Raw genomic sequence first — 21965 nt, 5'->3', positions numbered from 1 at the left:
AATTTATCAAAAATACCCTGAAGTGGAAGCAGAAATTAGTACCGGCCAGTGTGGGTGTCTCCAAATTGCAATAAGAATGTGCGTAACAATCCATCGCCACAGTGAAAAAAATGCCGGAAACCCTTATGAGGCAAGGGAATCACGGTTCGGCGAGGATAACGTTAAGGATTGCCACTATTGACGCTTGAAAAGCGGCAGAGTAGGGCGGAAGAGGGGCGGACGGCGTGCGCCGCGGTAGGTTTTTCGCGGGTAAAACACCCGGAATGTGCAGGTGAGCGAAGTAAAAAAAGCGTCTGTAAGCGTCTTGTAATTATGCTTTGACTACAGCCCAAATACCAGGCTGTATGGCAGTCTTATTTGAGGCTGCCGGAGAGGAACTGCTTGAGCCGTTCGCTCTTTGTGTTCTTGAAGACTTCGTCCGGATGGCCTTCTTCTTCGACGCGGCCTTGATGCAGGAACATCACGTGATTCGACACGTTGCGCGCGAACGCCATTTCATGGGTCACGACGATCATCGTGCGGCCTTCTTCGGCGAGCGTCTGCATGACCTTGAGCACTTCGCCGACCAGTTCGGGATCGAGTGCGGAAGTCGGTTCGTCGAACAACATCACGTCCGGATGCATGGCCAACGCGCGCGCGATCGCCACGCGTTGCTGCTGTCCGCCCGACAGATGCGACGGGTATTGCTTCTCGAGACGCGGCGCGAGGCCCACTTTCTCCAGATACTGGCGCGCCCGGTCTTCGGCCTCCTTGCGCTTCAGACCCAGCACGTTGACCGGCGCCTCGATGATGTTCTCGAGCACGTTCATGTGCGACCACAGGTTGAAGTGCTGGAACACCATCGAGAGCTTGGTGCGCACGCGCTGCAACTGCTTCGGATCGGACACGCGCAGCGCGCCGGCCTTGCCGATCTGCGTGCGGACTTCTTCACCGTCGACAAAGATACGCCCGGCGTTCGGCTGTTCGAGGAAGTTGATGCAGCGAAGCATCGTGCTCTTGCCCGAACCGGACGAACCGATCACGCTGATCACGTCGCCGGCGTTGGCCCTCAGCGACACGCCCCTGAGGACTTCGTTGTCGCCGTACTGTTTGTGAAGCTCGTCGACGAAGAGCTTTTGCTTCTTGGTGTTCATCAGGATCCTTGGCGGGCTTACCTGCTTGGAGCGCAGTGCCCTTTTTGATTATTTGCCTTGCGGCCGCAGGTAAGCGAGCCAGCGGCGCTCGGCGCGGCGGAACAGCCACACGAGCGCAAAAGAAATCGTCAGATAGAGCAGGGCGGCGAGGCCGAACGCATTGAACGACTGATACGTGGCCGAGTTCACGTCGCGTGCGATCTTGAGAATGTCCGGCACGGTCGCGGTGAACGCGACGGTGGTGGCGTGCAGCATCAGGATCACTTCATTGCTGTAGTACGGCAACGCACGGCGCAGCGCCGACGGCAGAATCACCCGCCGGTACAGCGTGAACGACGACATGCCATACGCGCGCGCCGCTTCGATCTCGCCATACGGCGTGGCCTTGATCGCGCCCGCGAAAATTTCGGTGGTGTACGCGCAGGTGTTCAGCGTGAACGCGAGCAGCGTGCAATGCATGCCGTCGCGGAAGAACGCGTTGGTCAGTTCGTGGTTGCGGATGATTTCTAGGCTGTACAAGCCGGTGTAGCAGAGCAGCAGCTGTACGTAGAGCGGCGTGCCGCGAAAGATATACGTATACAGCCACACTAGGCCGGCGAGCCATTTCTTCTTCGATACGCGCGCGACCGCAAGCGGAATCGACAGGCAGAAGCCGAGCCCGATCGACACCACCAGCAGCCACAGCGTAATCACGACACCGGTGAGGCGGTAGCCGTCGGTATACAGATAGTTGCGCCAGTATTCCTGAATGATCTCGATCATAGATCCGCCTTTCGCACGCCAGTCGAGTAACGCTTTTCGAGGTACATCAGCACGAAGTTGGACACTGTGGTGATGACGAGATAGATCGCCCCTGCAAGCAAGGTGAAGAAGAAGAACCGCAACGTGCCCTTGCCCGCATCCTGCGAAGCCTTGACGACATCAGCGAGGCCAATGATCGACACCAGCGCCGTGGCTTTCACCATCACCTGCCAGTTATTGCCGATGCCGGGCAGCGCGAAGCGCATCATCTGCGGGAACATGATTCGCGAGAACACTTGCCAGCCGGTCATGCCGTAGGCCGCGCCCGCTTCCAGCTGGCCGCGCGGCACCGCGAGAAACGCGCCGCGGAAGGTCTCGGTGAAGTACGCGCCGTAGATGAAGCCCAGCACCGCGACACCAGCCACGAATGGGTCGATGTCGATCTGGTCCCAGCCGAGCAGGTCGGTCAGGTTATTCAGCCAGATCTGGATGCTGTAGAACAGCAGCAGCATCAGCACCAGGTCGGGCACGCCGCGCACCAGCGTCGTGTAGACGGTGCCGGCACCATAGGAGAAGCGGTTCTTCGACAGTTTCGCCGCCGCGCCGAGCAGGCCCAGCACGAAAGCGAACGCCAGCGACAATACCGCCAGTTTGACGGTTTGCCAGGTGCCGTTGAGAAGCAGCGGGCCGTAGCCTTGAAGGAACATAGGGGGTCCTTGACGATGCGTTTGCGACGCACCGCGAAAGACGCGGCCAGCTCTGCACCGCGTTTGCCGCGAGCCAGGGCTCGCCGTTTCCTGCGGCGCACAGCGCACCGCTGTGCAAATCATGACTGCATGGCCGTTACCGGCCTTGCAGCGCGCTTTTCGACTCTGGTATTGAATCGGGTTTGAAGCTGCTTTGAAGCTGTTTTTGAAACTAGTGCCGACTGTATTACGAAGCCTCGGGAAAGCCCATGCGGGCGAGCCCCGAGTTTCATGGGTGTCAGTGACCCGGATAGATGTCGACGTCGAAGTACTGCTTTTCGAGTTTCCTGAACGTCCCGTCCTGGTGCACCTGCGCCAACGCCTGGTTGAACATCGCTTTCAGCTCGACGTCATCCTTGCGCAGGCCGATGGCCGTGCCTTCACCAATCGTCCTGGGGTCTTTTACTTCCGGGCCGGCCCAGGCGAAGCCTTTACCGCGCGGCGTCTTCAGGAACCCGGCGTCGGCTTGCAATTCGTCCTGCAATGCGGCGTCGAGACGTCCCGAAGCGACGTCGGCGTAGACCTGATCCTGATTCTGGTAGGACACCACGGTGACGCCTTTGGGCTCCCAGTACGCCTTGGCGTAGGCCTCCTGGGTCGAGCCCTGCTCGACGCCGACATGCTTGCCCTTCAGCGATTCGGCCGTGGGCAAGAGCGGCGAGCCGGCTTTGGCGATCATGCGGGCCGGGGCGTCGAACAGCTTGTCGGAGAAATCGATCTGTTCGCGGCGCTTGTCCGTGACGGTCAGCGACGACACGATCGCGTCGAATTTCTTGCCCTTCAACGCCGGGATGATCCCGTCCAGGTCCTGCTCGACCCACACACACTTGACGTTCATTTTCGCGCACAGCGCTTTGGTCAAATCGACGTCGAAGCCGACCACCTGGCCGCTTGCCGCCTTCGATTCGAACGGCGGGTAGCTGGCGTCCACCCCGATGCGCACGGTTTTCCATTCTTTCGCCATCGCGCCGGTGGCCATGACGGCAAGCGCCACGCACAGTGCGGCCTTTTTCATGTTTCTCCTGGATCAGACTGATCGTCGTGGTGTGCCGATCTCGACGACCGCCGGCTCGTGGCCGGCCGTCGCTATTCTAGGCGGTCAAAATTGTCGCGCCGCTGGGGCATTGCTTCGGCATTGCTTCGGGGCCGCCGGCGCGCCTTGAGCGCCCATGCGTCTCGAAAAGGGCGGTATTTTACCCGAACAGGGGCGGGGCGCCAGTGCGGGACGCCGCTGGTTGCGATTGGACGGACGCATGCGTTGCGCATGCGCGACGGTGCCGGGCCGCAGCCGGGCCGTGCTTGCGGACGCTCATTCGCGTGAACGATCGACGAGCCGGTGGCAGGTAAAGCGAGCCGGACCGCCCGCAACCGGCCTGCCAGCGCCGCCACCCTCACCACCCCCACCCGTGCGCGATTGCACGGATTTATGAAACGATCCGGTGCGCCGTTGCCGATTGTTTAACGAGCCGCGCGCCCATACATTCTGGGCATCGCTATTTACTCACCGGGAGATCCCCATGATCGAGATTCGCCGTTCCGACGAACGCGGCCACGCCAATCACGGCTGGCTCGATTCGTATCACAGCTTCTCGTTTGCCGACTACCGCGACCCGCAACACGTGCATTTCGGACCGCTGCGGGTGATCAACGAGGACCGCATCGCCGGTGGCCAGGGCTTCGGCACGCACGGCCATCGCGACATGGAAATCGTCACGTATGTACTCGAAGGCGCGCTCGCGCACCGCGACAGCATGGGCAACGGTTCGACCATCCGTCCCGGCGACGTGCAGCGCATGAGCGCCGGCACGGGTGTGCAGCATAGCGAGTTCAACGCATCGCAGGACGAGCAGGCGCACCTGTTGCAGATCTGGGTGATTCCGCAGCGCGCGGGCGACCCGCCCGGCTACGAGGAAAAACGCTTCGACGATGCCGACAAGCGCGGGCGTCTGCGCGTGGTCGCCTCGCCCGACGGCCGCGACGGCTCCGTCACGATTCATGCGGATGCCTCGATCTACGCGGCGCTGATCGACGGCGCGGAACGGGCTGCGTTCGCGTTGCCGAAAGGCCGGCTGGTGTATGTGCACGTGGCGCGCGGAGCGTTGACTGTGAATGGCGAAGCGCTCCAGACCGGCGACGCCGCCAAGCTCAGCGAGACCGATACGGTGACGCTCGAAAAGGGTGAGAACGCCGAAGTGCTGCTGTTCGATCTCGGTCCGCTCAACGGATAAGCGCCATTCACGGGCCGACGGCCGACGGTTGCTACTTATTAGTTGCTAGTTGCGGGCGCAACGAGTTTCTCGGCCTGAAGTGCAGGCTGTGAACGCAAACAAAAACGCCACGGAAAACCCTCCGTGGCGTTTTTGCATCCGGACGACGGCCGCGCAAGCCGCCTTCCGCCTTCGTCGTACCGCTTACTGATTCGCAGCCGGCGCCGACGCTGCGTCCTTGTGATGTTCCCAGCGGTCGCGCATCTTCTCGTGACGTGCTTCCATCTTCGCAAAACGCTGCTTCAGCGCCGTGCTGACGGTGGTCTTCTGCTGGTCGTTCAAGCCGTTATAGAACTTGAGCCACGCGTCCGTGGTTTGCTGACGCAGTTGCGCGTCTTTCTGCTCGACTTGCTGGTGGCTGGCCGCCATGGCGTTCAGATCCAGGATCGGCTGCTGCTGTGCGGCCTTCATCTGGTTCTTGATCTGTTCATGGTTGGCGCGCATGGCTTCGTGGTTCTGCTTCATGGTGTCGAGCGCGGCCTGCCATTGCTTTTCCTGATCCGCGTTCAGCTTCAACTGGTCATGCAGTTGCCCGAGTTCCTTCATGAAGTGGCCATGCCAGCCGCCGGGGCCGCCGTGAGCGGCGGGTTGTGCGGCATAGGCGGCACCCGCGCCGATGGCGAGGGCAGTGGCGGCAACGGCGAGAACGCGCGACATTTTTTTGGTGGACATGTAAGGCTCCTTGTAATGGAATAGCCGACGATGCAACCGATGATTGAGGACGGCCTGCATTCGGTAAGACACAGCGTAGAGAACTGCGTCCGGCGCTGTGTTACGCGGATTGATGCGGCTATTACGGGACATTACGTGCGCCTTTCACGGTAACACCCGGTAACCCTTGCGGGCCTTCTGAAATCGAAATCCCTTCCTGCTGCGCGTTAAACTCCATCCCATGGCTACTCAAATACTTGTCGTCGACGACGACGTCGAATTGCGCGATCTTCTGCGCGACTATCTGGCCCGTCAGGGCATCGAAGTTTCGGTGCTGCATGACGCGGGCACGCTTGAGCGCAGGCTCGAACGCGAGCGTCCGGATCTGATCGTGCTCGATCTGATGATGCCGGGCGTAGACGGGCTGACCGCGCTGCGCAAGCTGCGCGCGTCGGGCGACGATATCCCCGTGATCATGCTCACCGCGCGTGCTGACGACGTCGACCGGATTGTCGGGCTGGAGCTCGGCGCGGACGACTATCTCGGCAAACCGTTCAACCCGCGCGAACTATTGGCGCGTGTGCAGGCGGTGCTGCGGCGGCGCCGCACGCTGCCCTCGGCGGCGGCGCCGGAACAGCGCGAGCCGTTCAACTTCGGCCGCTTCACGCTGGATTTCCAGTCGCGCACGCTGCATCTCGAAGACAAGCCGCTCACGCTGTCGGGCAGCGAATTCGCGCTCCTGAAGATTTTCGTGAATCACCCCATGCGCACGCTTACACGCGAGCGCCTGCTCGAACTGCTGCACGGCCCGGAATACGACGGCACCGACCGCGGCATCGACGTCCAGGTGTGGCGTTTGCGTCGCATTCTCGAAACCGATCCGTCCACGCCGCGCTTCATTCAAACGGTGCGCGGGCGCGGCTACGTGTTCGTGCCGGACGGCGAACAGCATGCGCCGGCCCATTGATTCGCTTTTCGGGCGCCTCGCGCTGCTAGTCATTGCAGTGCTGCTGCTGTCGCATTTCGCGTGGTACGCGCTCATGCGGCTCGAGCGCAGCCAGCTGCAAACGCGTTATGCCGTCGAGGAAGCCACTTTCCTCGTCGACGCAGTGCGTCAGCACGTTGCCCGCACGCCTGACCAGCCTTTGCCGTCGCGCGTCAGGCTGGTCGATCCGGCGAGCGCCGATGTGCCGCCGGATAGCACCGCTTTGCCGGCGCCGCTCCAACGTTTCATCGAGGACGTGCGCGATCGCATGCCCGCCGGCACGCTGGTGCGGGTCGGCCAGCCGGGCCATCCGCCCACGCTGTGGGTGCGCGCCACCACGGATCGCAGCTGGATCGTCGTGCCGGTGCAGCCATTGCGCCCGCCGCGTTCGCTCGACCGCACGGTGCTGTGGCTCGCGATCATTTTCTCGTTCGCGGTGATGGCGGCGCTTTTCGCCGCGTGGGCGTTGCAGCAGCCGTTGCGCTCGCTTGCCCAGGCGGTGGCGCGCTTCGGCCGCGGCCTGCCGGTGCCGCCGGTGCCCGAACGCGGTCCGCGCGAGTTGCGGCAACTCACGCACGGCTTCAATCAGATGGTTCAGGAAGTGGCGCGCACTGAAAACGATCGGGCCGTGATGCTGGCCGGCGTCGCGCACGATCTGAAAACGCCGCTGGCGCGCTTGCGTCTGCGCGCCGAAATGATGGAAGAAGTGAAAATGCGTGACGGCGTCGTGCGCGACGTCGATTCAATGACACATATCGTCGAACAGTTTCTGGTGTTCGCCCACGACGGCGCCGATCGCAGCGAAGCGGTCGAAGTGGACGCGCAATGCGAGCGCGTGGTCCGCAGTTATCGCGCGGTCGCGGCGGGTGCGCCCACGGTGCAGACCGAACTCAACGCGGGGCCTAGTTTCCTGCTGCCCGCGGCGACGCTCGACCGGATCCTGTCGAACCTGCTGGATAACGCGCATGCTTACGGCGCGCCGCCGATCGTCGTCGCCACGGCACGCACGGCGCAGGGGTACACGCTTTCGGTAAGCGACACCGGCAGCGGTATCGCCGCGCAGGACCTGATCAATGCCAGCCGGCCGTTCGTTCGGCTCGACCCGGCGCGTGGCGGCAACGGGCATAGCGGGCTGGGGCTCGCGATCGTCGAGCGTCTGGTGCGGCGTGCGGGCGGGGAGTGGGAGATCGGCAACCACGGCGGCCGTGGCTTGCGAGTCCTGATGAGCTTTCCGTTCGAAGTGGTCCCGCGTGTCATGGCGGCTTCGGAAAGCGTCTGGTAGCAGGTGGAGCGGGGCGAGGGCGGCAGGCGCCTGCCCCGCTGTGTTGATGCCGGACAGCGCGTCCGGCAACCGTTGCGCTAGTCTGAAAACAGCGTGTTCAACGCATTCGCCGCGTCGCCATCCACCGTACTCCACGTTACCGTTTCGGCTTCGAAGATGTAGTGCGTGGTGTACTTGCCGAGACGCGCGAGTATTTCTTCCTGAATCAGCTCGGGCGCGACTTCCAGCTTCAAATACCACGCAGTCGACGACAAACGCGTCTGGAACGCGCCATATTCGGCCAGCAAATGGTCGAAAGCGTCAGCATCCTGATCGCGACAGACGATGACCAAATTTCCCTTCATGCGAATCTCCCGTTAGAGCGGTAGCGGCAACCTCAATGTCAGGGTTGATGATACCTGCTTCATTACGGGATGCCCGAGGCCGGGACTTGCTTTGCGTCAACCAGCATCGCCAGCCGTCACCACGCGTTGGCCACCGTCCGCGCGGGCGGCGCGGTATCGTCGGGTGGAAGCGCTTCGGTGCGGTCGCGGCCGCCCGTCTTCGCCGCGTAAAGCGCCGTGTCGGCGCGGCTCATGATGCGCTCGGGCAGATCGTCGGCGGAGAGTTCGGTGATGCCGATGCTCACGCTCAGGCCCACCGAAGCCGGCAGCTTCGGCGAAGGAATCGCCTTCAGGCGCAGGCGCAAGCGTTCGACCACTTCGCGGCCGCCCGCGAGGTCCGTGGCCGGCAGTAGCAAGCCGAATTCTTCGCCGCCCAGCCGGCCGATTGCATCGGTGCCGCGCAACTCGGCCCGGCAAGTGTCGACGAAATGCTCGAGCGCGCGGTCGCCGGCGGCGTGGCCGAAGCGGTCGTTGATCTGCTTGAAGTGGTCGAGGTCGGCGATCGCCATACACAGCGGCTCGTTGCACGTATGCGCGCGCTCGATCTCGTGGCGCAGCAGGTCGAGGAAGTAGCGCCGCGACAGCGCGCCGGTCAGCGCATCGTGGCGTGCCTCGGCCGAGAGCAGGGTGTTGGCCGATTGCAATTGCTCGGCAAGATCGCGGGTGGCGCGATGGTGGCGCCGCTCGCGCACGTACGACACGGTGATCACCCACGCGAGCGCGACGGTGCCGGCCAGTGTCAGAAACACCAGCAGATGATCGCGCTTGTGATTGCGCAGCAGTTCGGGCCAGGCCGCGAGCGGATCGACCAGATGCGCCGACAGCCCCGAGTTCAAGCCGCTGCGTGCCTGATACAGCGCCGGCGTCGGCTGCTCGCTCATGCCGAACAACTGGCTGGCGATATTTGCGGGCACCCACGGCGCCTGCTCGCGCACCTGCGCGTCGACCTGGATCCGGATGTCGGGGAGGATTTCGCGGCGATAGATCGTCATACGCTCGGCGGCGCTCATTTGCGTCACGTGCGAGTTCGGCAGCGCGTGGCCTTCGAGTTCGCTGTCGTGCGCCATGATGATGACGCCGTTCTCGTCGGCGACGAAGGTGCCGGCATGCGCGACCCAATGGCGCAACCGCGCGATCCCCACCTTGGCCACCACCACCCCGACCAGCAAGCCGTCGGCGTAGACCGGCGCGGCGATGAAGATGCCCGGCTCGCCGCTCAGGCGGCCGACACCATAGGCTTCCGAAAACGCGCCGAGCAGGGCATTGGTCAGGTAGCCGCGGGTGCGCATGTCGACGCCGATGAAGGAGCGCTCGGCGGCGAGGGGGGTATTGATGGCGCTGCTCGACGCGACGCAGATGCCGTTGGCGTTGACGAGCCAGATCTGGTCGAGCCCGGAGAAGCCTTGAGCGTCGTGCAGAAAATTGCTCACGGCGAGCATCTGCGAATCTTTTAACAACGCGTCGTGCAAGGCGGGTTCCGCCGCTTCATTGTTCGCGGCATAATTCTGGGATTGCACCAGCGCGCGCTGGACCACGTCCATTTCGGCCATGGTTGCGGGGATGGCCCGAGACATTGCAAGGTCGCTGGCGATAACCTCCGCCATGTTGTCGACGATCGACATGGACATTTGCCGCTGCGTGCGCAAGTCTGCGTCCAGCTCTTGCTGTACCATCCGGTCCGCGACCATGCCGGCCACGAACCAGCAAACGAGCACGATCAGCGCGAAGCTGATCGGTCCGGTTGCCTGGCGCAAGGTTGTCCTGTTCATCGACCCTCTGATCCGTCTGGCTGTGACATGCAACTAGCTTTTTCGTGGCAGCGCGCTGGCGCTGGTTCGCCCCTGTGGAAGCGGCTGGCGATACGCTCTCAGTGTGGGCCGTGCCATGGCCCGGGATTACCGCAATCAGGTGTGTCGTTTCTTGATTTTAACCGTCATGGGGCCAGACGCCACCGTTATTGCGGGAATGCGAAGTACGTTCGCCTCGCCCATTAGGTCCTTAACGGCAGCGCGTCAGCTTTCTGAATGGCAGCGCGGGTTTTCAGGGTGTTTGAAACGCGATGCCGGTCATGATCGCTTTCGCCGGGAAAGCGGGTCATGCACGGGAAGTATTTGACTCGTTGTATGCGGTTGTATCCGGCCTTGCCGACGCCGGCCGAAGGCTGTTGCCCGTGCGTTCGAGGCTATTTGTTGCTATTTGCCGTGAAAGGTTGTGCCTGAAACATAGGATGGTGTAGTGTCGTGCCGTCCAAAACAAGGAAAGCCCGCCAGCCTTCGGGCGGCGCCTGCGGCGACAGGAGTCCGGCTTGACGGTTGCGGTCCCGGGCGGCTTGCCCACGGACCCGTCCGTCACCGGTCCACGTGTCTCCAACGCTAACGATTTACTGCGCACATGCGTTTTGCCATGCCTGATTTCCGCTTTCCGGACCGATCTTCAGACTGCCGCGCCGAAGCCGCGGCCCCTTCTGTGCGTTTGAATGCCTGTATGAATAGGGAGAGCGTCTGATGGATTTCAGCTTCAATCTGAAGCAGACCGCCAATGCATCCGCATGGCGGGTGCTGCCCAATCGCTGGGACTTCGTCGCCTTTCCGCTGATCATCTGCATCATCGCGATGACCGCGATCGGGTTTCACGAAACGCTGGCGCCGATGTCGACCCTCAAGACTCAGGCGATCTCGCTCGACCCGTCGAATCTGCCCGAGTACGCCATGCGCACCACGCTGCGCATGCTGGCGGCGCTGGTCGCCTCGCTGATCTTCACGCTCGTGTACGGCACGCTGGCTGCCAAGAGCCGCCGCGCCGGCATGGTGCTGGTGCCGATTCTCGACATCCTGCAGTCGGTGCCGGTGCTTGGCTACATTTCGTTTACAGTCACGTTCTTCCTCGCGCTGTTCCCGGGCCGCGTGCTCGGCGCCGAGCTGGCGGCGATCTTCGCGATCTTCACGAGCCAGGCCTGGAACATGACGTTCAGCTTTTACCAGTCGCTGCGCACGGTGCCGCGCGATCTGGACGAAGTCTCGCGCGGCTTTCATCTGACTTCATGGCAACGTTTCTGGAAGCTGGAAGTGCCGTTCTCGATGCCGGGCCTCATCTGGAACATGATGATGTCGATGTCGGGTGGCTGGTTCTTCGTGGTCGCCTCGGAAGCCATCACCGTCGGCAACAACTCGATCACGCTGCCGGGTATCGGCGCGTATCTGGCGCAGGCGATTTCCGACAAGAATCTGCACGCGGTCGGCTGGGTGATCCTTGCCATGACGGTCGTGATTCTTGCGTACGACCAGTTCATGTTCCGCCCGCTGGTTGCGTGGGCTGATAAATTCCGCATGGAAACCACCAGCTCGGGCAATGCGCCGGAATCGTGGCTGCTCGACCTGATCCGCCGCACCCACCTGATTCACCGTCTGCTGGTGCCGCTCGGCTGGATGTTCGCCAAGGCCGCGCGCGTCAACTTCACGTTGCCGGCGTTTCGCGGCCCGCGCTTCCAGATTCCGCAGCGCGAGAAGACCTCGCGCGTCGGCGACATTGTCTGGGCGGCCGTGGTGCTGCTCGCTACGGTCTACGTGGTCTACCGCGTGATCACCTACGTGCGAACCGGCGTGTCGCTCGACGAAGTCTGGCACGTGTTCGTTCTGGGGCTCATCACGCTGCTGCGGGTGGTGGTGCTGATCGCCATCGCCTCGGTGATCTGGGTGCCGATCGGTGTACTGATCGGCCTGCGGCCGGCGCTCGCGCAGAAGGTGCAGCCGATCGCGCAGTTCCTCGCCGCGTTCCCGGCGAACCTGCTGTTTCCGGTGTTCGTGATCGTCATCGTGCGCTTTCATCTGAATCCGGACATCTGGTTGTCGCCGCTGATCGTGCTCGGCACCCAGTGGTATATCCTGTTCAACGTGATTGCCGGCGCGAGTTCGTATCCAAACGACTACCGGGAAGCGGCCAAGAATTTCCACATCCGCGGCTGGCAATGGTGGCGTCAGGCGATGCTGCCGGGCATTTTCCCTTATTACGTGACCGGCGCGATCACCGCATCGGGTGGCGCGTGGAACGCAAGTATCGTCGCGGAATTTGTTCAGTGGGGCGACACCAAGGTTGTCGCGCATGGCTTGGGCGCCTACATCGCGCAGACCACCGCAGCGGGCGACTATCCGAAGATCATCGTGGGCATCGCCGTGATGTCCCTGTTCGTGACCCTGTTCAACCGCCTGTTGTGGCGTCCGATGTTCGCCTACGCCGAAGCCAAGCTGCGGCTAGATTGAGAAATAAAGGCTAAACGCGATGCAAAATCCTAAAGCTGCTATGACCGCCGCACCGATCCAGACCCCGCCGATGCCGCCGCGCCTCGGCGAAGAGATCCTGCGCGTCAAGGACGTGTGCCGCGGGTTCAACAAGTCGCAGGGCGAGCTGCTCGTCCTCGACGACGCGAATCTGTCGTTGCGCGAAGGCGAAATTGTTGGTCTGCTGGGCCGTTCGGGCTCGGGCAAATCGACGCTCCTGCGCATCATCGCCGGTCTGATCGAGCCGACCGACGGCGAAGTCACCTATATGGGCAAGCCGCTGGACGGCCCGGCCAAGGGCGTGGCGATGGTGTTCCAGACCTTCGCGCTGTTCCCGTGGCTGACCGTGCTGCAAAACGTGGAAGCGGGTCTCGAGGCGCAGGGTGTCGCCGCGAGCGAACGCCGCACGCGCGCGCTGGCGGCGATCGACCTGATCGGTCTCGACGGTTTCGAAAACGCGTATCCGCGAGAGTTGTCGGGCGGCATGCGTCAGCGTGTTGGCTTTGCACGCGCGCTGGTGGTCGACCCCACGCTGCTGCTGATGGACGAGCCGTTCTCCGCGCTCGACGTGCTGACGGCAGAAACGCTGCGTACCGACCTGCTCGATCTGTGGACGCAAGGCCGCATGCCGATCAAGGCGGTGCTGATCGTCACGCACAACATCGAGGAAGCGGTGTTCATGTGCGACCGGATTCTGGTGCTGTCGTCCAATCCGGGTCGTGTCATCGCTGAAATCAAGGTGCCGTTCAAGCATCCGCGTAACCGTCTGGACCCGGCATTCCGCCGTCTGGTCGACGACATCTACGCGAAGATGACCGCGCGTCAGACCGACGAAAAGACCAGGAAGGGACTGGAACTGCACAGCTGGTTGCCGCATGTGTCGACCAACCTGATGGCCGGTCTGATCGAAACGCTGGCCGCCGCGCCGTATCACGGCCGCGCCGACATGCCGGAAATCGCCCGCTCGCTGCATCTGGAGGTGGACGATCTGTTCCCGGTTGCCGAAGTGCTGCAGCACCTGGGTTTCGCCGACATACGCGAAGGGGATATTTTCCTGACGCCGCCGGCACGCGTGTTCTCGGAATTCGGCACGCAGGAACGCAAGATGATGTTCGCCGAGCACCTGCTGCGCCACGTGCCGCTCGCCGCGCGGATCAAGAAGGTGTTGAACGAACGGCCGGGGCATCGCGCGCCGCGCGTGCGCTTCGAGCAGGAGCTGGAGGATTTTCTGTCGGACAGCGCCGCGGAAGAGACGCTCGACGCGGTGATCAACTGGGGCCGTTATGGCGAGATCTTCTCGTACAACGACCAGACGGAAATTTTCAGTCTGGAAGACGTGGAGTCTTAAATCCGGTCGAGCTGATTGAGACGCTCGAGGTAAAAAGCAGGCAAAAAAAACGGCAGGGGAGACCCTGCCGTTTTTTTATTGCAGATTGCCCCAGCGCTCGACCGCCGGTTCTGCAGACGCCCACTTCCAGCCTTTCTCCTGCCGGCACGCGCTTGCCGTATACCAGTCTTCGTGCGCGTCCGGGCCGTCGCCGTCCTGTACCGAGAACACGAAATCCTTGCACAACGCGAGCGCCGAGTTGAATGCGCGCGTCACGCGCACCTTGCCGTGGCCGTTCTCGATCGGCAGCGTGTGCTTGACCGCCCAGGGCCGCGTCTCGCCGACCGGCATCGCGCCCGCCAGCGCGGCGATCATGTTCTGCTGATCGGTGTGCATGGTGCGCATGTAGCGGCCGATGGCTTCGTCGGTCGCGGCCTGCACGGCGATACCGACGCCGATGCCGACTGCCGGGTTGGACGTCACGAGACCTGACGCGACACCGGCCGCGGCGCCGCTCGCCGCGCCGACCGACGAGCAGCCGCTCGTCAGCAGACTGGCGCCGACACAGAGTGCGCCGGCCAGCACGAGCCGCAGCCGGTTGCCGGAAAGTGCCGCGGCAAGGGTACGCGGGACCAGGGCGGCGCGCGCACCATCCGCAGAGCGTAGCTCGGACAGCGCGCGTTCATCCCGCGGATGTGGAAGCGGCAGCGCCCTCATTGCAGCGCGCCCCAGCGTTCGGTAGCGGGTTCCGCCGACGCCCATTTCCAGTTGTCGCCGTCACGGCAGATCGACGCGACGTAGAACGCGCTGCTCGCCGGCACGTTTTGGGTGGCGGTCTGGTCGACCGAGAAGACGATTTCCTTGCAGTCGAGCGCGCCGGCGCTGATCGTGCGGCTGACGGTGACGCGGCCGTGTTCGTCGTCTTCGATCGGCACCGAGTGGGTCACGCTCCACGGAGCAATCGCGCCGACGTCGAGTGGCCCGGCGATTTTGGCGATACCGTCCTGCGCATTCTTGTGGACTACGCGCTGCGAGTACTGCACGCCGGCGCGGGCCGCGGCCACTGCGCCGAGACCGATGCCGGTGGCGACTGCCGCATTGCTGGTGATCTTCGCCGCGAGCGCGGCGCCTGCGATACCGGCGCCGGCGGTGGCGCCTTCCGAATAGAGCGAACTGCAACCGCTCAATGCCGACGAGATCGCCACGGCCAATGCGGCGAGCGCCGTTGCATTCGGACGTCCGCGTTTGGCCGCTTTAGACGCATTGGCTGTTTGTTTTGCCCCTTCGGCCCACACCATACTTTTTTGCATTTCCCTGTCTCTGCTCCTGCAAGTGCCTTTCGCTCACGTGCTGCTCATGCATCGCTCACTTATACGAAGCACGTGTGTGAACGATGTGTGAGCGCAAGGCACGTCTTTCTCACGGTCGCACTGAGCGCTGCCGCATTTTGCAGGATGCCATTTGTAATTGGCAGAGGGAAAGTGCAAGCAATTGCAAAAGATGGTGCGAGTCAAATCGGTTTCTGCTGGAAAGACGCCGATTTGATTGGTGATGCGAAGGGATTAATGAGATGACAGGTAGGCAGAAAAGGACGTTTCTGCAGAGAGGGGGTGAAACAAGCACGTTGGACGAGCGCGGAAAAGTAGACGGCGAGCATACAGAAAACACACGCTCACGCGAACGAATCGCGTGAGCGCCTGACATCGCTTATTGCTCGGTTTCGTCGTCCGCGTGTTCGTCGCCGCCGTACGTGCTCAGGCGGTTATAAAGCGTTTTCAGACTCACGCCGAGCGCTTTGGCCGCGCGCCGCTTGTCGCCGCCGCAATACTTCAGCGTGCCGAGAATGATCTGCTTTTGCGCATCGGCGAGCGGGGTGCCGATCCATACGCTCATCGCGTCGCCTTGCGTCATGGGTTTTTTTACACGCGACGCGAGATGCGGATGCGGCAGTTCGACCGTGTTCTCCGCGAGAATGAACGCGCGATACACCGCGTTCTTCAACTCGCGCACGTTGCCCGGCCACGACCAGGTCCGCAGCGTTTCGATCGACCGTTTGCTGAAGCTCTTGCTCGTGCCTTCCTGCTGATTCAGCAGGGCGAGGAAGTGCTGGGCGAGCAGTTCGCGGTCGCTTTCACGTTCGCGCAATGGCGGCGCGCGCAACGGAAAAACTGCGAGCCGGTACATCAGGTCTTCACGCAGACCGTTTTCCTTCACCGCTACCGCGGGGTCGCGATTGGTCGCAGCGATCACGCGCACGTCGCCGCGAATCAGTTCGTTGCCGCCCACCCGAAAGAACGTGCCGGTCTCGAGCGCGCGCAGAAGTTTGACCTGGCGCACCGGCGCCATTTCCGTGATTTCGTCGAGAAACAGCGTGCCGCCGTTCGCATGTTCGAAGTAGCCAACGCGACCCTGGACCGCGCCGGTGAAGCTGCCCTTTTCGTGGCCGAATAATTCGGCTTCGATGAGTTCGTCGGGAATCGCGCCGCAATTCACGGCGACAAACGGTGCGTCCTTGCGGCTGCTTTGATCGTGAATCGTGCGGGCAATCAATTCCTTGCCGGTGCCGGATTCGCCGATGATCAGCGCGGTCGCGTCAGTGCTGGCGACGCGTTCGATCTGTTCGTACAGATCGAGCATCACCGGCGACGAGCCATACAGCAGCCCGTACGATTTCAGTCCCGCGACGCCGTCCGCGACGCGCTGTTTCGTCTGCGCGGCGGAGACGGTGGGCGAGTCCAGATCGATTGACGCCATAAACGGGGAGTCCTGTGCAAATGGGGTTCGGTGTTGCGGCGCGCAGGCCTTGAAGCCCTTGGAGCAAGACGGACCAGTGCGACCACTATCTCACAAAAATTCGATTTAACCACTTTGACGCTGCTTCCGGCAATTCATGTAACGGTCGGCGAAATCGGTCGACGCAAGCCCGGTCGAAAATGCCTGAAACCGTACCGGCGTCGAATGAAAGCGGCAAATTTACCGGGCACGGCGTTTGCACGATTCCTCCGACATGTACATGCTTTTGAGCGGTTCGGTTCAAGGCGCGTTGGCGGTGAACGCGGTTTTCCGATTGTTCGCGACGCGCCGGAGACAAGACACAAAAGACCCAAACAAACACGAACGCCGAATTCAGAGATAGGAGTGAACGATGACTGACACCACGCAACAGCTCACACTCGGGCGGCAGAAGATTGTCGAGGATCTGAAAGTGCTGCTGACGGACTCGGAAGAAATGCTGCGGCTTGCCGCCAACGTGCCGGGCGAAGGCGTCGAAGCACTGCGCGAGCGCCTGGGGGCGCACGTCGAAACGCTGCAATCGGCGCTCGGCGATGCGCAGCGGAACGCGCAGCACCGCTACCGGGTTGCGACCGTCAATGCCGAGCGCTACGTGCGGCACAACCCTTGGCGCTCGATCGGCATTGCTGCGGGCGCCGGCTTCCTGCTTGGCGTTCTGAGCGCACACTAACGCACACTAAGGCGCAGTGCTCAACGCCAATCCGCTAGACGATCACAAGGAGTTCACGATGGGACGACCCAAAATTCGCATCTTTGGCGTGCTGATGGCGCTTGGCGGGGTTCTGGCTTTGCGCTATGTGCAGCGAAACCGTGCCGCGCAGGCTCTGGCGGCGCGGGAACTGAGCCGCTGGGAAGGCGAGGGCGGCACCGTGGCGACGCCGGCTACGCCGGCTACGCCGTCCGGCAGCGTGAGCGCGGCGAGCGCCGGTCCATCTACGCCAGATGCCGCGCACGGTGCGAATGGCTCCGCGCGTTCGAACGGCCAGGGCGATGCATGGCCGTTTCCGCGTAGCTCAGGGCCGCACTGACGACCCGGCGTGCACCGCTGCGCTGGCGTGCCGCGTCGACACGCGGCGCGTGGCGCGCATGATAAATTTGTCTCGATAAAGCCGTACAATAGATAAATAGACAACAATATCGCGCTCCGATACCCGGTTTCTTCGTCGATTGTTGCGATATTGAATCAAGTCAGGGGCTCGGCGCTGCCACGGTGTGTTAGCGTGTGCTCACATCTGGGCGCACACGCGGCGCGGTGGCAAGCCGCCGGGCGGCCTTCGAGCATGCGGTTTCGCATGTTCCCCATTCACGCTTTCAGGCTTTCGAGACGCGATGCCACACGTACTGATTGTCGACGACGATGCCGGTACCCGCGAGGCGCTTGCCGCCATCATCGGGGAAGACGGTTTGACTACCGCCACGGCGGGCGATTTGCGCGAAGCGCGCATTCAACTGGTCCGGCAGATGCCGGACGTGGTCTTTACCGACCTGAAGCTGCCCGACGGCAGTGGAGTCGATCTGTTCGAAGATCTCGACCCGCGCTCCGGCGTGGAGGTGATCGTGATTACCGGCCACGCCACGGTGGAGTCGGCGGTCAACGCGCTGAAGATGGGCGCGACCGATTACCTGGTGAAACCGATCAACATGCAGCGCGTGAAGGCGATCCTGTCGCGCCTGCCGCGCGCCGGCGACCTGAAGGCGGAAATCGGCACCTTGCGCGGCGAGTTGCGCCGCATGGGCCGCTTCGGTTTGATGCTCGGCAATTCACCGGCCATGCAGGAGGTCTACGACCAGATGGGCCGTGTGGCGCCGACGGCGGCCTCGGTCATGCTGGTGGGCGAGTCTGGCACCGGCAAGGAAGTCGCCGCCCAGACGCTGCACCAACTGAGCTTGCGCCGCAAGCATGCGTTCCTCGCGGTGAACTGCGGCGCGATCTCGCCGAACCTGATCGAATCGGAAATGTTCGGGCATGAGCGTGGCTCGTTTACCGGTGCGGACCGTCAGCACAAAGGGTATTTCGAACGCGCGAACGGCGGCACGCTGTTTCTCGATGAAATCACCGAGATGCCGATCGAGTTGCAGGTGAAGCTGCTGCGGGTGCTGGAGACTGGCATGTTTATGCGGGTCGGCACGACTAAGGAAATTGAGACCGACGTTCGGCTGATTGCGGCTACTAATCGCGATCCTGAGCAGGCTGTGCTGGAAGGGAAGTTGCGGCTTGACTTGTATCACCGTCTCAACGTGTTTCCGATTAGTCTGCCGCCGTTGCGCGACCGGGGTAAGGACGTTGAGCTGCTCGCGCAGGCGTTTCTCGATGAGCTCAATGAGCTTCACAGTACGAAGAAGCATTTTCCTGCTGCAGTGAAAGACATGCTGATGTCGTATCCGTGGCCGGGTAATGTGCGCGAGCTCAAGAACTATGTGCAGCGCGCACACATCATGTCGGGTTCGGATTCGGATAGTACGGCGACGGTGCCGTTGCAGATTACGTTGTCGAAGCCTGCGGCTGGGACGGCGATTACCATTCCGTTTGGGACTTCGCTGGCTGAGGCCGATCGGCAGTTGATTCTGGCTACGCTCGAGCAGTGTGGCGGGGTGAAGACGCGGGCGGCTGAGATTCTTGGGATTAGTCTGAAGACACTTTATAACCGGCTTGTCGAGTATGGGAATGATGCGCGTGATGAAGGAGATGTGGCGGATGAGTCGCGGGCTTTGGGGGGGGCGGATGTTTGATGCTGGGTTTTTTGCCTGCGGTGTTGGCCTTTTCTTGTTTTCTTAGTGGTCTATTAGCGTCGCCCCTGTGCGGGGCAGGCACTTACTTTCTTTGCCGCGGCAAAGAAAGTAAGCAAAGAAAGCCGCTTCACACCGCTAGCTCATAAGCGGGTCCCCCGCACAGTTGCGGTAGTGGTGCATCTGGAATCTGTGTTCTCGCACATTCCGCGTGAGTGACAAGGCCGTCATTCTTCCGGCGGCGCTGCGCGCGCCGATGCCTAGGAGTCCGCGCGGCAGACAGAATTTGAGCCTCCGGAGTTGACGCCAGATCGGGCGGCGTCAACTGCGATTGCAGTTTTGCCCGCCAGTGCGCGCAAAAATGGTTTGCCCGGGGGCGAAATCAGGCAAACTTGCCCCCTTCCGGGCTTACGCAAGTTTCATTTTCGACATTCTGCGCAGGTTCAGCGCCACGCAGACGAGCTTCCACTCGGCCTGAGCCTTGGCCAGTCCGCGCATGCTGAATTGTCGAAATCCGAGAACGCTTTTTACCCAGGCATTCGGCGGTTCGGACAGCCATTTGCGCTTTCGATAGGCCGCCTGAGTTTGCGCAGAGGTAAACTTTTCTGCCATCGCGGCGCACAGCGGGCGCTTCAGGGCATCGACCCTCACATCTTTCTTGCCCTCGCGTCCGGGCGCCACAATCAGCTCGGCGGGATGCTCGCGCAATTGCTCGAACGTCGCTTCCGACCGGTAGCCCGCGTCGGCAAGGACTTGCCTGGGATTGGCGCCAGCGTCACGCAGCACGGCAGCAAGAACGCCTGGCAACTGGCCGCTGTCGGCGGCACTGTTACCCAGTTCGGCCGCGACGATGATGTGGGCCGTGTCGTCGACGGCAGCCTGGGCATTGTAGGAATAGTCGAAGCCGCCGCCGGCGTGCTTCATGATCCGGCTTTCCGGGTCAGTAAAATTCTCCTGGGCGTCGGGCTTGGGCTCGCCGAACCTGTACTTGAAGCGCGACTTCTTTTTCGGCTTGTCGCCGCCGTCCGGCGGCGTGTCGTCGTCGCTACGACCACGCGCGATATCGGCCTGGCGCTGGCGCTCTTCCAGACGCGCACGCGCAGCACGGATGACCGCAAGCCGGTCCTCGCGCCGCGTGATCTCGGCCGGAATATCGAGTTCAGGCTCGTTCTTCTCAGCGTCATCGGCCACTTTCGCTTTTGCCAGCAGCGCATCGATCTGTTCTTTCAGTTCAAGCTCGGCTTTCTTCATCCGGTCGTAGCTCATCGCCTTGTGGCGCGAGGCATTGGCCTTGATCTTCGTGCCGTCAACGGCAATCGTCCCGAGCCTGATCAGTCCGCACTCCCTGGCCAGTTTCACCACCTGCACAAACAGGTCCGACAGTTCTTTGAGGTGAAAGGCGCGGAAGTCGCACAGCGTCCGGTGCGCCGGATAGTTGCCCGCCGCCAGGACCCGGAACGCGACATCCTCATGCAGCTTCCTGGCCAGCTTGCGCGACGAGAACACGCCGGTCGCATAGCCGTACACGAGCACCTTCACCATCATCGCCGGATGAAAGGGCTGGTTGCGCTGACCACCGCCGGCATACCGCGCATGGAAAGCGGAGAGGTCGAGTGAGTCCACCGTGTCGCTGATGTAGTAGGCAAGGTGCCCTTCGGGCAGCCAGTCTTGCAGCGCGTGGGGCAGCAACATCTGCTGCTGCGGCTCGTAGGGGAGATAGCTTGTTGTCATCTGCTAACAATGTTTACCCTGCCCGACCGGATGACATCAGACTTCTGCCGCGCACGCTCCTAGGTCACCTATCCATCTGCTTTGCTTTGCCCGTCTTTTCATTCGGCATAAGGCTTGCTCCGGTTTAATCCAATGGAACGCAATACGAGGATCACCGACATGCCGGAATATGCCACCGCTTCCGCATCTCCCCTCCCGAAGTTCGCTCACCGTCCCGAGCCAATCGAGCCGCCAACGCCCGATCCCGATGAGCCCGACACGTTTCCCAATCCCAGTCCGACCCCAGATCCAATCGATCCCGTCGCGCCGCCCATCGGTGACCCGCCGCCGCAGCCCACTCAAACGCCTCAAGCCTCTTAATGTCCATCGTCGGAAGACCGCCTCGTGCAACTCTGACACGCTCCAGTGATGCGCCGGGGTCCGGGGCGGCGATTTTATGTACTTGTTACAAAAGCGACGCATCTTTTACCGGAAATTTCTCAGCGTGACCCCTACACTGAACTGATGCCGTCTCGATGGCGGCGGGCTCCCCCTGGAGGCATCGATCATGAGACATCCAGCACTGCGACGTTCCGCGCGCCACTCGAAGCGCGATTCCCGAACGGGCAGCAGCAACAGCGGCCCAGTAGAGTCGCCAGACCCGGCAGCGCAAAACCGCATCGCCCCCGATGCGCCGCCAGACGGCGAACACAACCAGGGCGGCGTGCGTCGGGAAGGGCTGGAGTACCAGCGCGATCTGGGCTCAGAACAGGACGCCTGAGTCCATTTCTCAGCCAGTAAGACGAGCCCCGGTTTCGTCGTACAAAGCAGAAAGAACTTCTTCGCGATGCTTCGATATCGCGCGTTTGTGCTCGTTTGTCACATTTGCAAACATTTTTATGTTCAGTATCTCGGAAAACGGCACGCGAATTGCATGCACCTGTTT

21 protein-coding genes and 1 pseudogene are annotated in these 21965 nt (G+C 62.2%); 10 read left to right on the top strand and 12 right to left on the bottom strand.

Features of this window, described 5'->3' with window-relative positions:
- Positions 1-353 precede the first annotated feature (353 nt).
- From B0G76_RS40590 to B0G76_RS45060, 5 genes and pseudogenes are all read right to left on the bottom strand, one after another.
- Positions 354-1133 carry an ABC transporter ATP-binding protein gene (locus tag B0G76_RS40590; protein WP_120298326.1) on the bottom strand — a complete coding sequence of 260 codons (780 nt, stop codon included), beginning with the start codon at positions 1131-1133 and terminating at the stop codon, positions 354-356.
- A gap of 48 nt (positions 1134-1181) precedes the next feature.
- Positions 1182-1895, bottom strand: coding sequence for an ABC transporter permease (locus B0G76_RS40585; RefSeq protein WP_120298325.1), 714 nt, complete (start codon positions 1893-1895; stop codon positions 1182-1184).
- On the bottom strand, positions 1892-2581 hold the full coding sequence (locus B0G76_RS40580; RefSeq protein ID WP_120298324.1) for an ABC transporter permease: 690 nt from the start codon (positions 2579-2581) through the stop codon (positions 1892-1894). Before B0G76_RS40580 ends, B0G76_RS40585 begins: the two co-directional genes overlap by 4 nt.
- Before the next feature lie 277 nt (positions 2582-2858).
- The gene (locus B0G76_RS40575) at positions 2859-3635 is read right to left on the bottom strand and encodes an ABC transporter substrate-binding protein (RefSeq protein ID WP_120298323.1); all 777 of its coding nucleotides are present in this window, start codon (positions 3633-3635) and stop codon (positions 2859-2861) included.
- 178 nt (positions 3636-3813) lie between these two features.
- Positions 3814-3993: pseudogene (locus tag B0G76_RS45060) on the bottom strand (lipoprotein); the annotation flags it as partial.
- A 144-nt stretch (positions 3994-4137) separates the two neighbouring features.
- On the opposite strand from B0G76_RS45060, the gene B0G76_RS40570 reads away from it, so the two are divergent.
- On the top strand, positions 4138-4848 hold the full coding sequence (locus tag B0G76_RS40570) for a pirin family protein (protein WP_120298322.1): 711 nt from the start codon (positions 4138-4140) through the stop codon (positions 4846-4848).
- A gap of 183 nt (positions 4849-5031) precedes the next feature.
- On the opposite strand, the gene B0G76_RS40565 is transcribed toward B0G76_RS40570, so the two are convergent.
- A complete protein-coding gene (locus tag B0G76_RS40565; protein WP_120298321.1) occupies positions 5032-5559 on the bottom strand; it encodes a periplasmic heavy metal sensor in 528 nt (175 codons plus the stop codon).
- Positions 5560-5779: 220 nt separating this feature from the next.
- On the opposite strand from B0G76_RS40565, the gene B0G76_RS40560 reads away from it, so the two are divergent.
- Both B0G76_RS40560 and B0G76_RS40555 read left to right on the top strand, forming a co-directional pair.
- The gene (locus B0G76_RS40560) at positions 5780-6505 is read left to right on the top strand and encodes a response regulator (RefSeq protein ID WP_054035058.1); all 726 of its coding nucleotides are present in this window, start codon (positions 5780-5782) and stop codon (positions 6503-6505) included.
- Entirely contained in the window at positions 6489-7805 is a 1317-nt protein-coding gene (locus B0G76_RS40555) for an ATP-binding protein (RefSeq protein ID WP_120298320.1), read from the top strand. The genes B0G76_RS40560 and B0G76_RS40555 overlap by 17 nt, the downstream gene beginning before the upstream one ends.
- 77 nt (positions 7806-7882) lie before the next feature.
- Here B0G76_RS40555 and B0G76_RS40550 read toward each other — a convergent pair whose 3' ends face one another.
- Entirely contained in the window at positions 7883-8149 is a 267-nt protein-coding gene (locus B0G76_RS40550) for a hypothetical protein (protein ID WP_115782186.1), read from the bottom strand.
- A gap of 116 nt (positions 8150-8265) precedes the next feature.
- On the bottom strand, positions 8266-9957 hold the full coding sequence (locus tag B0G76_RS40545; protein WP_120298319.1) for a sensor domain-containing diguanylate cyclase: 1692 nt from the start codon (positions 9955-9957) through the stop codon (positions 8266-8268).
- 735 nt (positions 9958-10692) lie between these two features.
- Here B0G76_RS40545 and B0G76_RS40540 point away from each other — a divergent pair.
- Positions 10693-12444: an ABC transporter permease subunit gene (locus tag B0G76_RS40540; RefSeq protein ID WP_120298318.1), complete on the top strand. Its 1752-nt coding sequence runs from the start codon at positions 10693-10695 to the stop codon at positions 12442-12444.
- A gap of 19 nt (positions 12445-12463) precedes the next feature.
- Positions 12464-13810, top strand: coding sequence for an AAA-associated domain-containing protein (locus B0G76_RS40535; protein ID WP_120298317.1), 1347 nt, complete (start codon positions 12464-12466; stop codon positions 13808-13810).
- Positions 13811-13885: 75 nt separating this feature from the next.
- Here the strand turns inward: B0G76_RS40535 and B0G76_RS40530 are convergent, their stop codons facing one another.
- From B0G76_RS40530 to B0G76_RS40520, 3 genes are all read right to left on the bottom strand, one after another.
- The gene (locus B0G76_RS40530) at positions 13886-14425 is read right to left on the bottom strand and encodes a hypothetical protein (protein WP_120298445.1); all 540 of its coding nucleotides are present in this window, start codon (positions 14423-14425) and stop codon (positions 13886-13888) included.
- A 77-nt stretch (positions 14426-14502) separates the two neighbouring features.
- Positions 14503-15099 (bottom strand): hypothetical protein, encoded by a 597-nt coding sequence (locus B0G76_RS40525; RefSeq protein ID WP_183082326.1) that lies wholly within the window; start codon positions 15097-15099, stop codon positions 14503-14505.
- Between the two features lie 397 nt (positions 15100-15496).
- Positions 15497-16543, bottom strand: coding sequence for a sigma-54-dependent Fis family transcriptional regulator (locus B0G76_RS40520; RefSeq protein WP_120298315.1), 1047 nt, complete (start codon positions 16541-16543; stop codon positions 15497-15499).
- Between the two features lie 391 nt (positions 16544-16934).
- On the opposite strand from B0G76_RS40520, the gene B0G76_RS40515 reads away from it, so the two are divergent.
- The 3 genes from B0G76_RS40515 (at position 16935) to B0G76_RS40505 (ending at position 19312) form a co-directional block, all read left to right on the top strand.
- Positions 16935-17252 carry a YqjD family protein gene (locus B0G76_RS40515; RefSeq protein ID WP_120298314.1) on the top strand — a complete coding sequence of 106 codons (318 nt, stop codon included), beginning with the start codon at positions 16935-16937 and terminating at the stop codon, positions 17250-17252.
- 58 nt (positions 17253-17310) lie between these two features.
- The gene (locus tag B0G76_RS40510; protein WP_120298444.1) at positions 17311-17610 is read left to right on the top strand and encodes a hypothetical protein; all 300 of its coding nucleotides are present in this window, start codon (positions 17311-17313) and stop codon (positions 17608-17610) included.
- A 301-nt stretch (positions 17611-17911) separates the two neighbouring features.
- Complete coding sequence (locus B0G76_RS40505) at positions 17912-19312, top strand: sigma-54 dependent transcriptional regulator (protein WP_120298313.1); 1401 nt, start codon at positions 17912-17914, stop codon at positions 19310-19312.
- 405 nt (positions 19313-19717) lie between these two features.
- Here the strand turns inward: B0G76_RS40505 and B0G76_RS40495 are convergent, their stop codons facing one another.
- Positions 19718-21040, bottom strand: a complete 1323-nt coding sequence (locus B0G76_RS40495) for an IS1182 family transposase (protein WP_120289662.1) — start codon at positions 21038-21040, stop codon at positions 19718-19720.
- Between the two features lie 159 nt (positions 21041-21199).
- Here B0G76_RS40495 and B0G76_RS44455 point away from each other — a divergent pair, with 159 nt between their 5' ends.
- Together B0G76_RS44455 and B0G76_RS40485 are read left to right on the top strand one after the other, a co-directional pair.
- A complete protein-coding gene (locus tag B0G76_RS44455) occupies positions 21200-21400 on the top strand; it encodes a hypothetical protein (RefSeq protein ID WP_120298443.1) in 201 nt (66 codons plus the stop codon).
- A gap of 187 nt (positions 21401-21587) precedes the next feature.
- Positions 21588-21800, top strand: coding sequence for a hypothetical protein (locus B0G76_RS40485; protein ID WP_120298312.1), 213 nt, complete (start codon positions 21588-21590; stop codon positions 21798-21800).
- Positions 21801-21965 lie beyond the last annotated feature (165 nt).

It is taken from the genome of Paraburkholderia sp. BL23I1N1 (assembly GCF_003610295.1).
GTDB lineage: Bacteria > Pseudomonadota > Gammaproteobacteria > Burkholderiales > Burkholderiaceae > Paraburkholderia.
The sequence above is the reverse complement of the archived record's forward strand: the minus strand, read 5'-3'. Positions and strand labels throughout refer to the sequence as shown.

Bases quoted from the DNA above. Each gene is read 5' to 3' on its own strand.
- B0G76_RS40590 (WP_120298326.1), bottom strand. From the start codon at position 1,133: ATGAACACCAAGAAGCAAAAGCTCTTCGTCGACGAGCTTCACAAACAG.
- B0G76_RS40585 (WP_120298325.1), bottom strand. From the start codon at position 1,895: ATGATCGAGATCATTCAGGAATACTGGCGCAACTATCTGTATACCGAC.
- B0G76_RS40580 (WP_120298324.1), bottom strand. From the start codon at position 2,581: ATGTTCCTTCAAGGCTACGGCCCGCTGCTTCTCAACGGCACCTGGCAA.
- B0G76_RS40575 (WP_120298323.1), bottom strand. From the start codon at position 3,635: ATGAAAAAGGCCGCACTGTGCGTGGCGCTTGCCGTCATGGCCACCGGC.
- B0G76_RS40570 (WP_120298322.1), top strand. From the start codon at position 4,138: ATGATCGAGATTCGCCGTTCCGACGAACGCGGCCACGCCAATCACGGC.
- B0G76_RS40565 (WP_120298321.1), bottom strand. From the start codon at position 5,559: ATGTCCACCAAAAAAATGTCGCGCGTTCTCGCCGTTGCCGCCACTGCC.
- B0G76_RS40560 (WP_054035058.1), top strand. From the start codon at position 5,780: ATGGCTACTCAAATACTTGTCGTCGACGACGACGTCGAATTGCGCGAT.
- B0G76_RS40555 (WP_120298320.1), top strand. From the start codon at position 6,489: ATGCGCCGGCCCATTGATTCGCTTTTCGGGCGCCTCGCGCTGCTAGTC.
- B0G76_RS40550 (WP_115782186.1), bottom strand. From the start codon at position 8,149: ATGAAGGGAAATTTGGTCATCGTCTGTCGCGATCAGGATGCTGACGCT.
- B0G76_RS40545 (WP_120298319.1), bottom strand. From the start codon at position 9,957: ATGAACAGGACAACCTTGCGCCAGGCAACCGGACCGATCAGCTTCGCG.
- B0G76_RS40540 (WP_120298318.1), top strand. From the start codon at position 10,693: ATGGATTTCAGCTTCAATCTGAAGCAGACCGCCAATGCATCCGCATGG.
- B0G76_RS40535 (WP_120298317.1), top strand. From the start codon at position 12,464: ATGCAAAATCCTAAAGCTGCTATGACCGCCGCACCGATCCAGACCCCG.
- B0G76_RS40525 (WP_183082326.1), bottom strand. From the start codon at position 15,099: ATGCAAAAAAGTATGGTGTGGGCCGAAGGGGCAAAACAAACAGCCAAT.
- B0G76_RS40520 (WP_120298315.1), bottom strand. From the start codon at position 16,543: ATGGCGTCAATCGATCTGGACTCGCCCACCGTCTCCGCCGCGCAGACG.
- B0G76_RS40515 (WP_120298314.1), top strand. From the start codon at position 16,935: ATGACTGACACCACGCAACAGCTCACACTCGGGCGGCAGAAGATTGTC.
- B0G76_RS40510 (WP_120298444.1), top strand. From the start codon at position 17,311: ATGGGACGACCCAAAATTCGCATCTTTGGCGTGCTGATGGCGCTTGGC.
- B0G76_RS40505 (WP_120298313.1), top strand. From the start codon at position 17,912: ATGCCACACGTACTGATTGTCGACGACGATGCCGGTACCCGCGAGGCG.
- B0G76_RS40495 (WP_120289662.1), bottom strand. From the start codon at position 21,040: ATGACAACAAGCTATCTCCCCTACGAGCCGCAGCAGCAGATGTTGCTG.
- B0G76_RS44455 (WP_120298443.1), top strand. From the start codon at position 21,200: ATGCCGGAATATGCCACCGCTTCCGCATCTCCCCTCCCGAAGTTCGCT.
- B0G76_RS40485 (WP_120298312.1), top strand. From the start codon at position 21,588: ATGAGACATCCAGCACTGCGACGTTCCGCGCGCCACTCGAAGCGCGAT.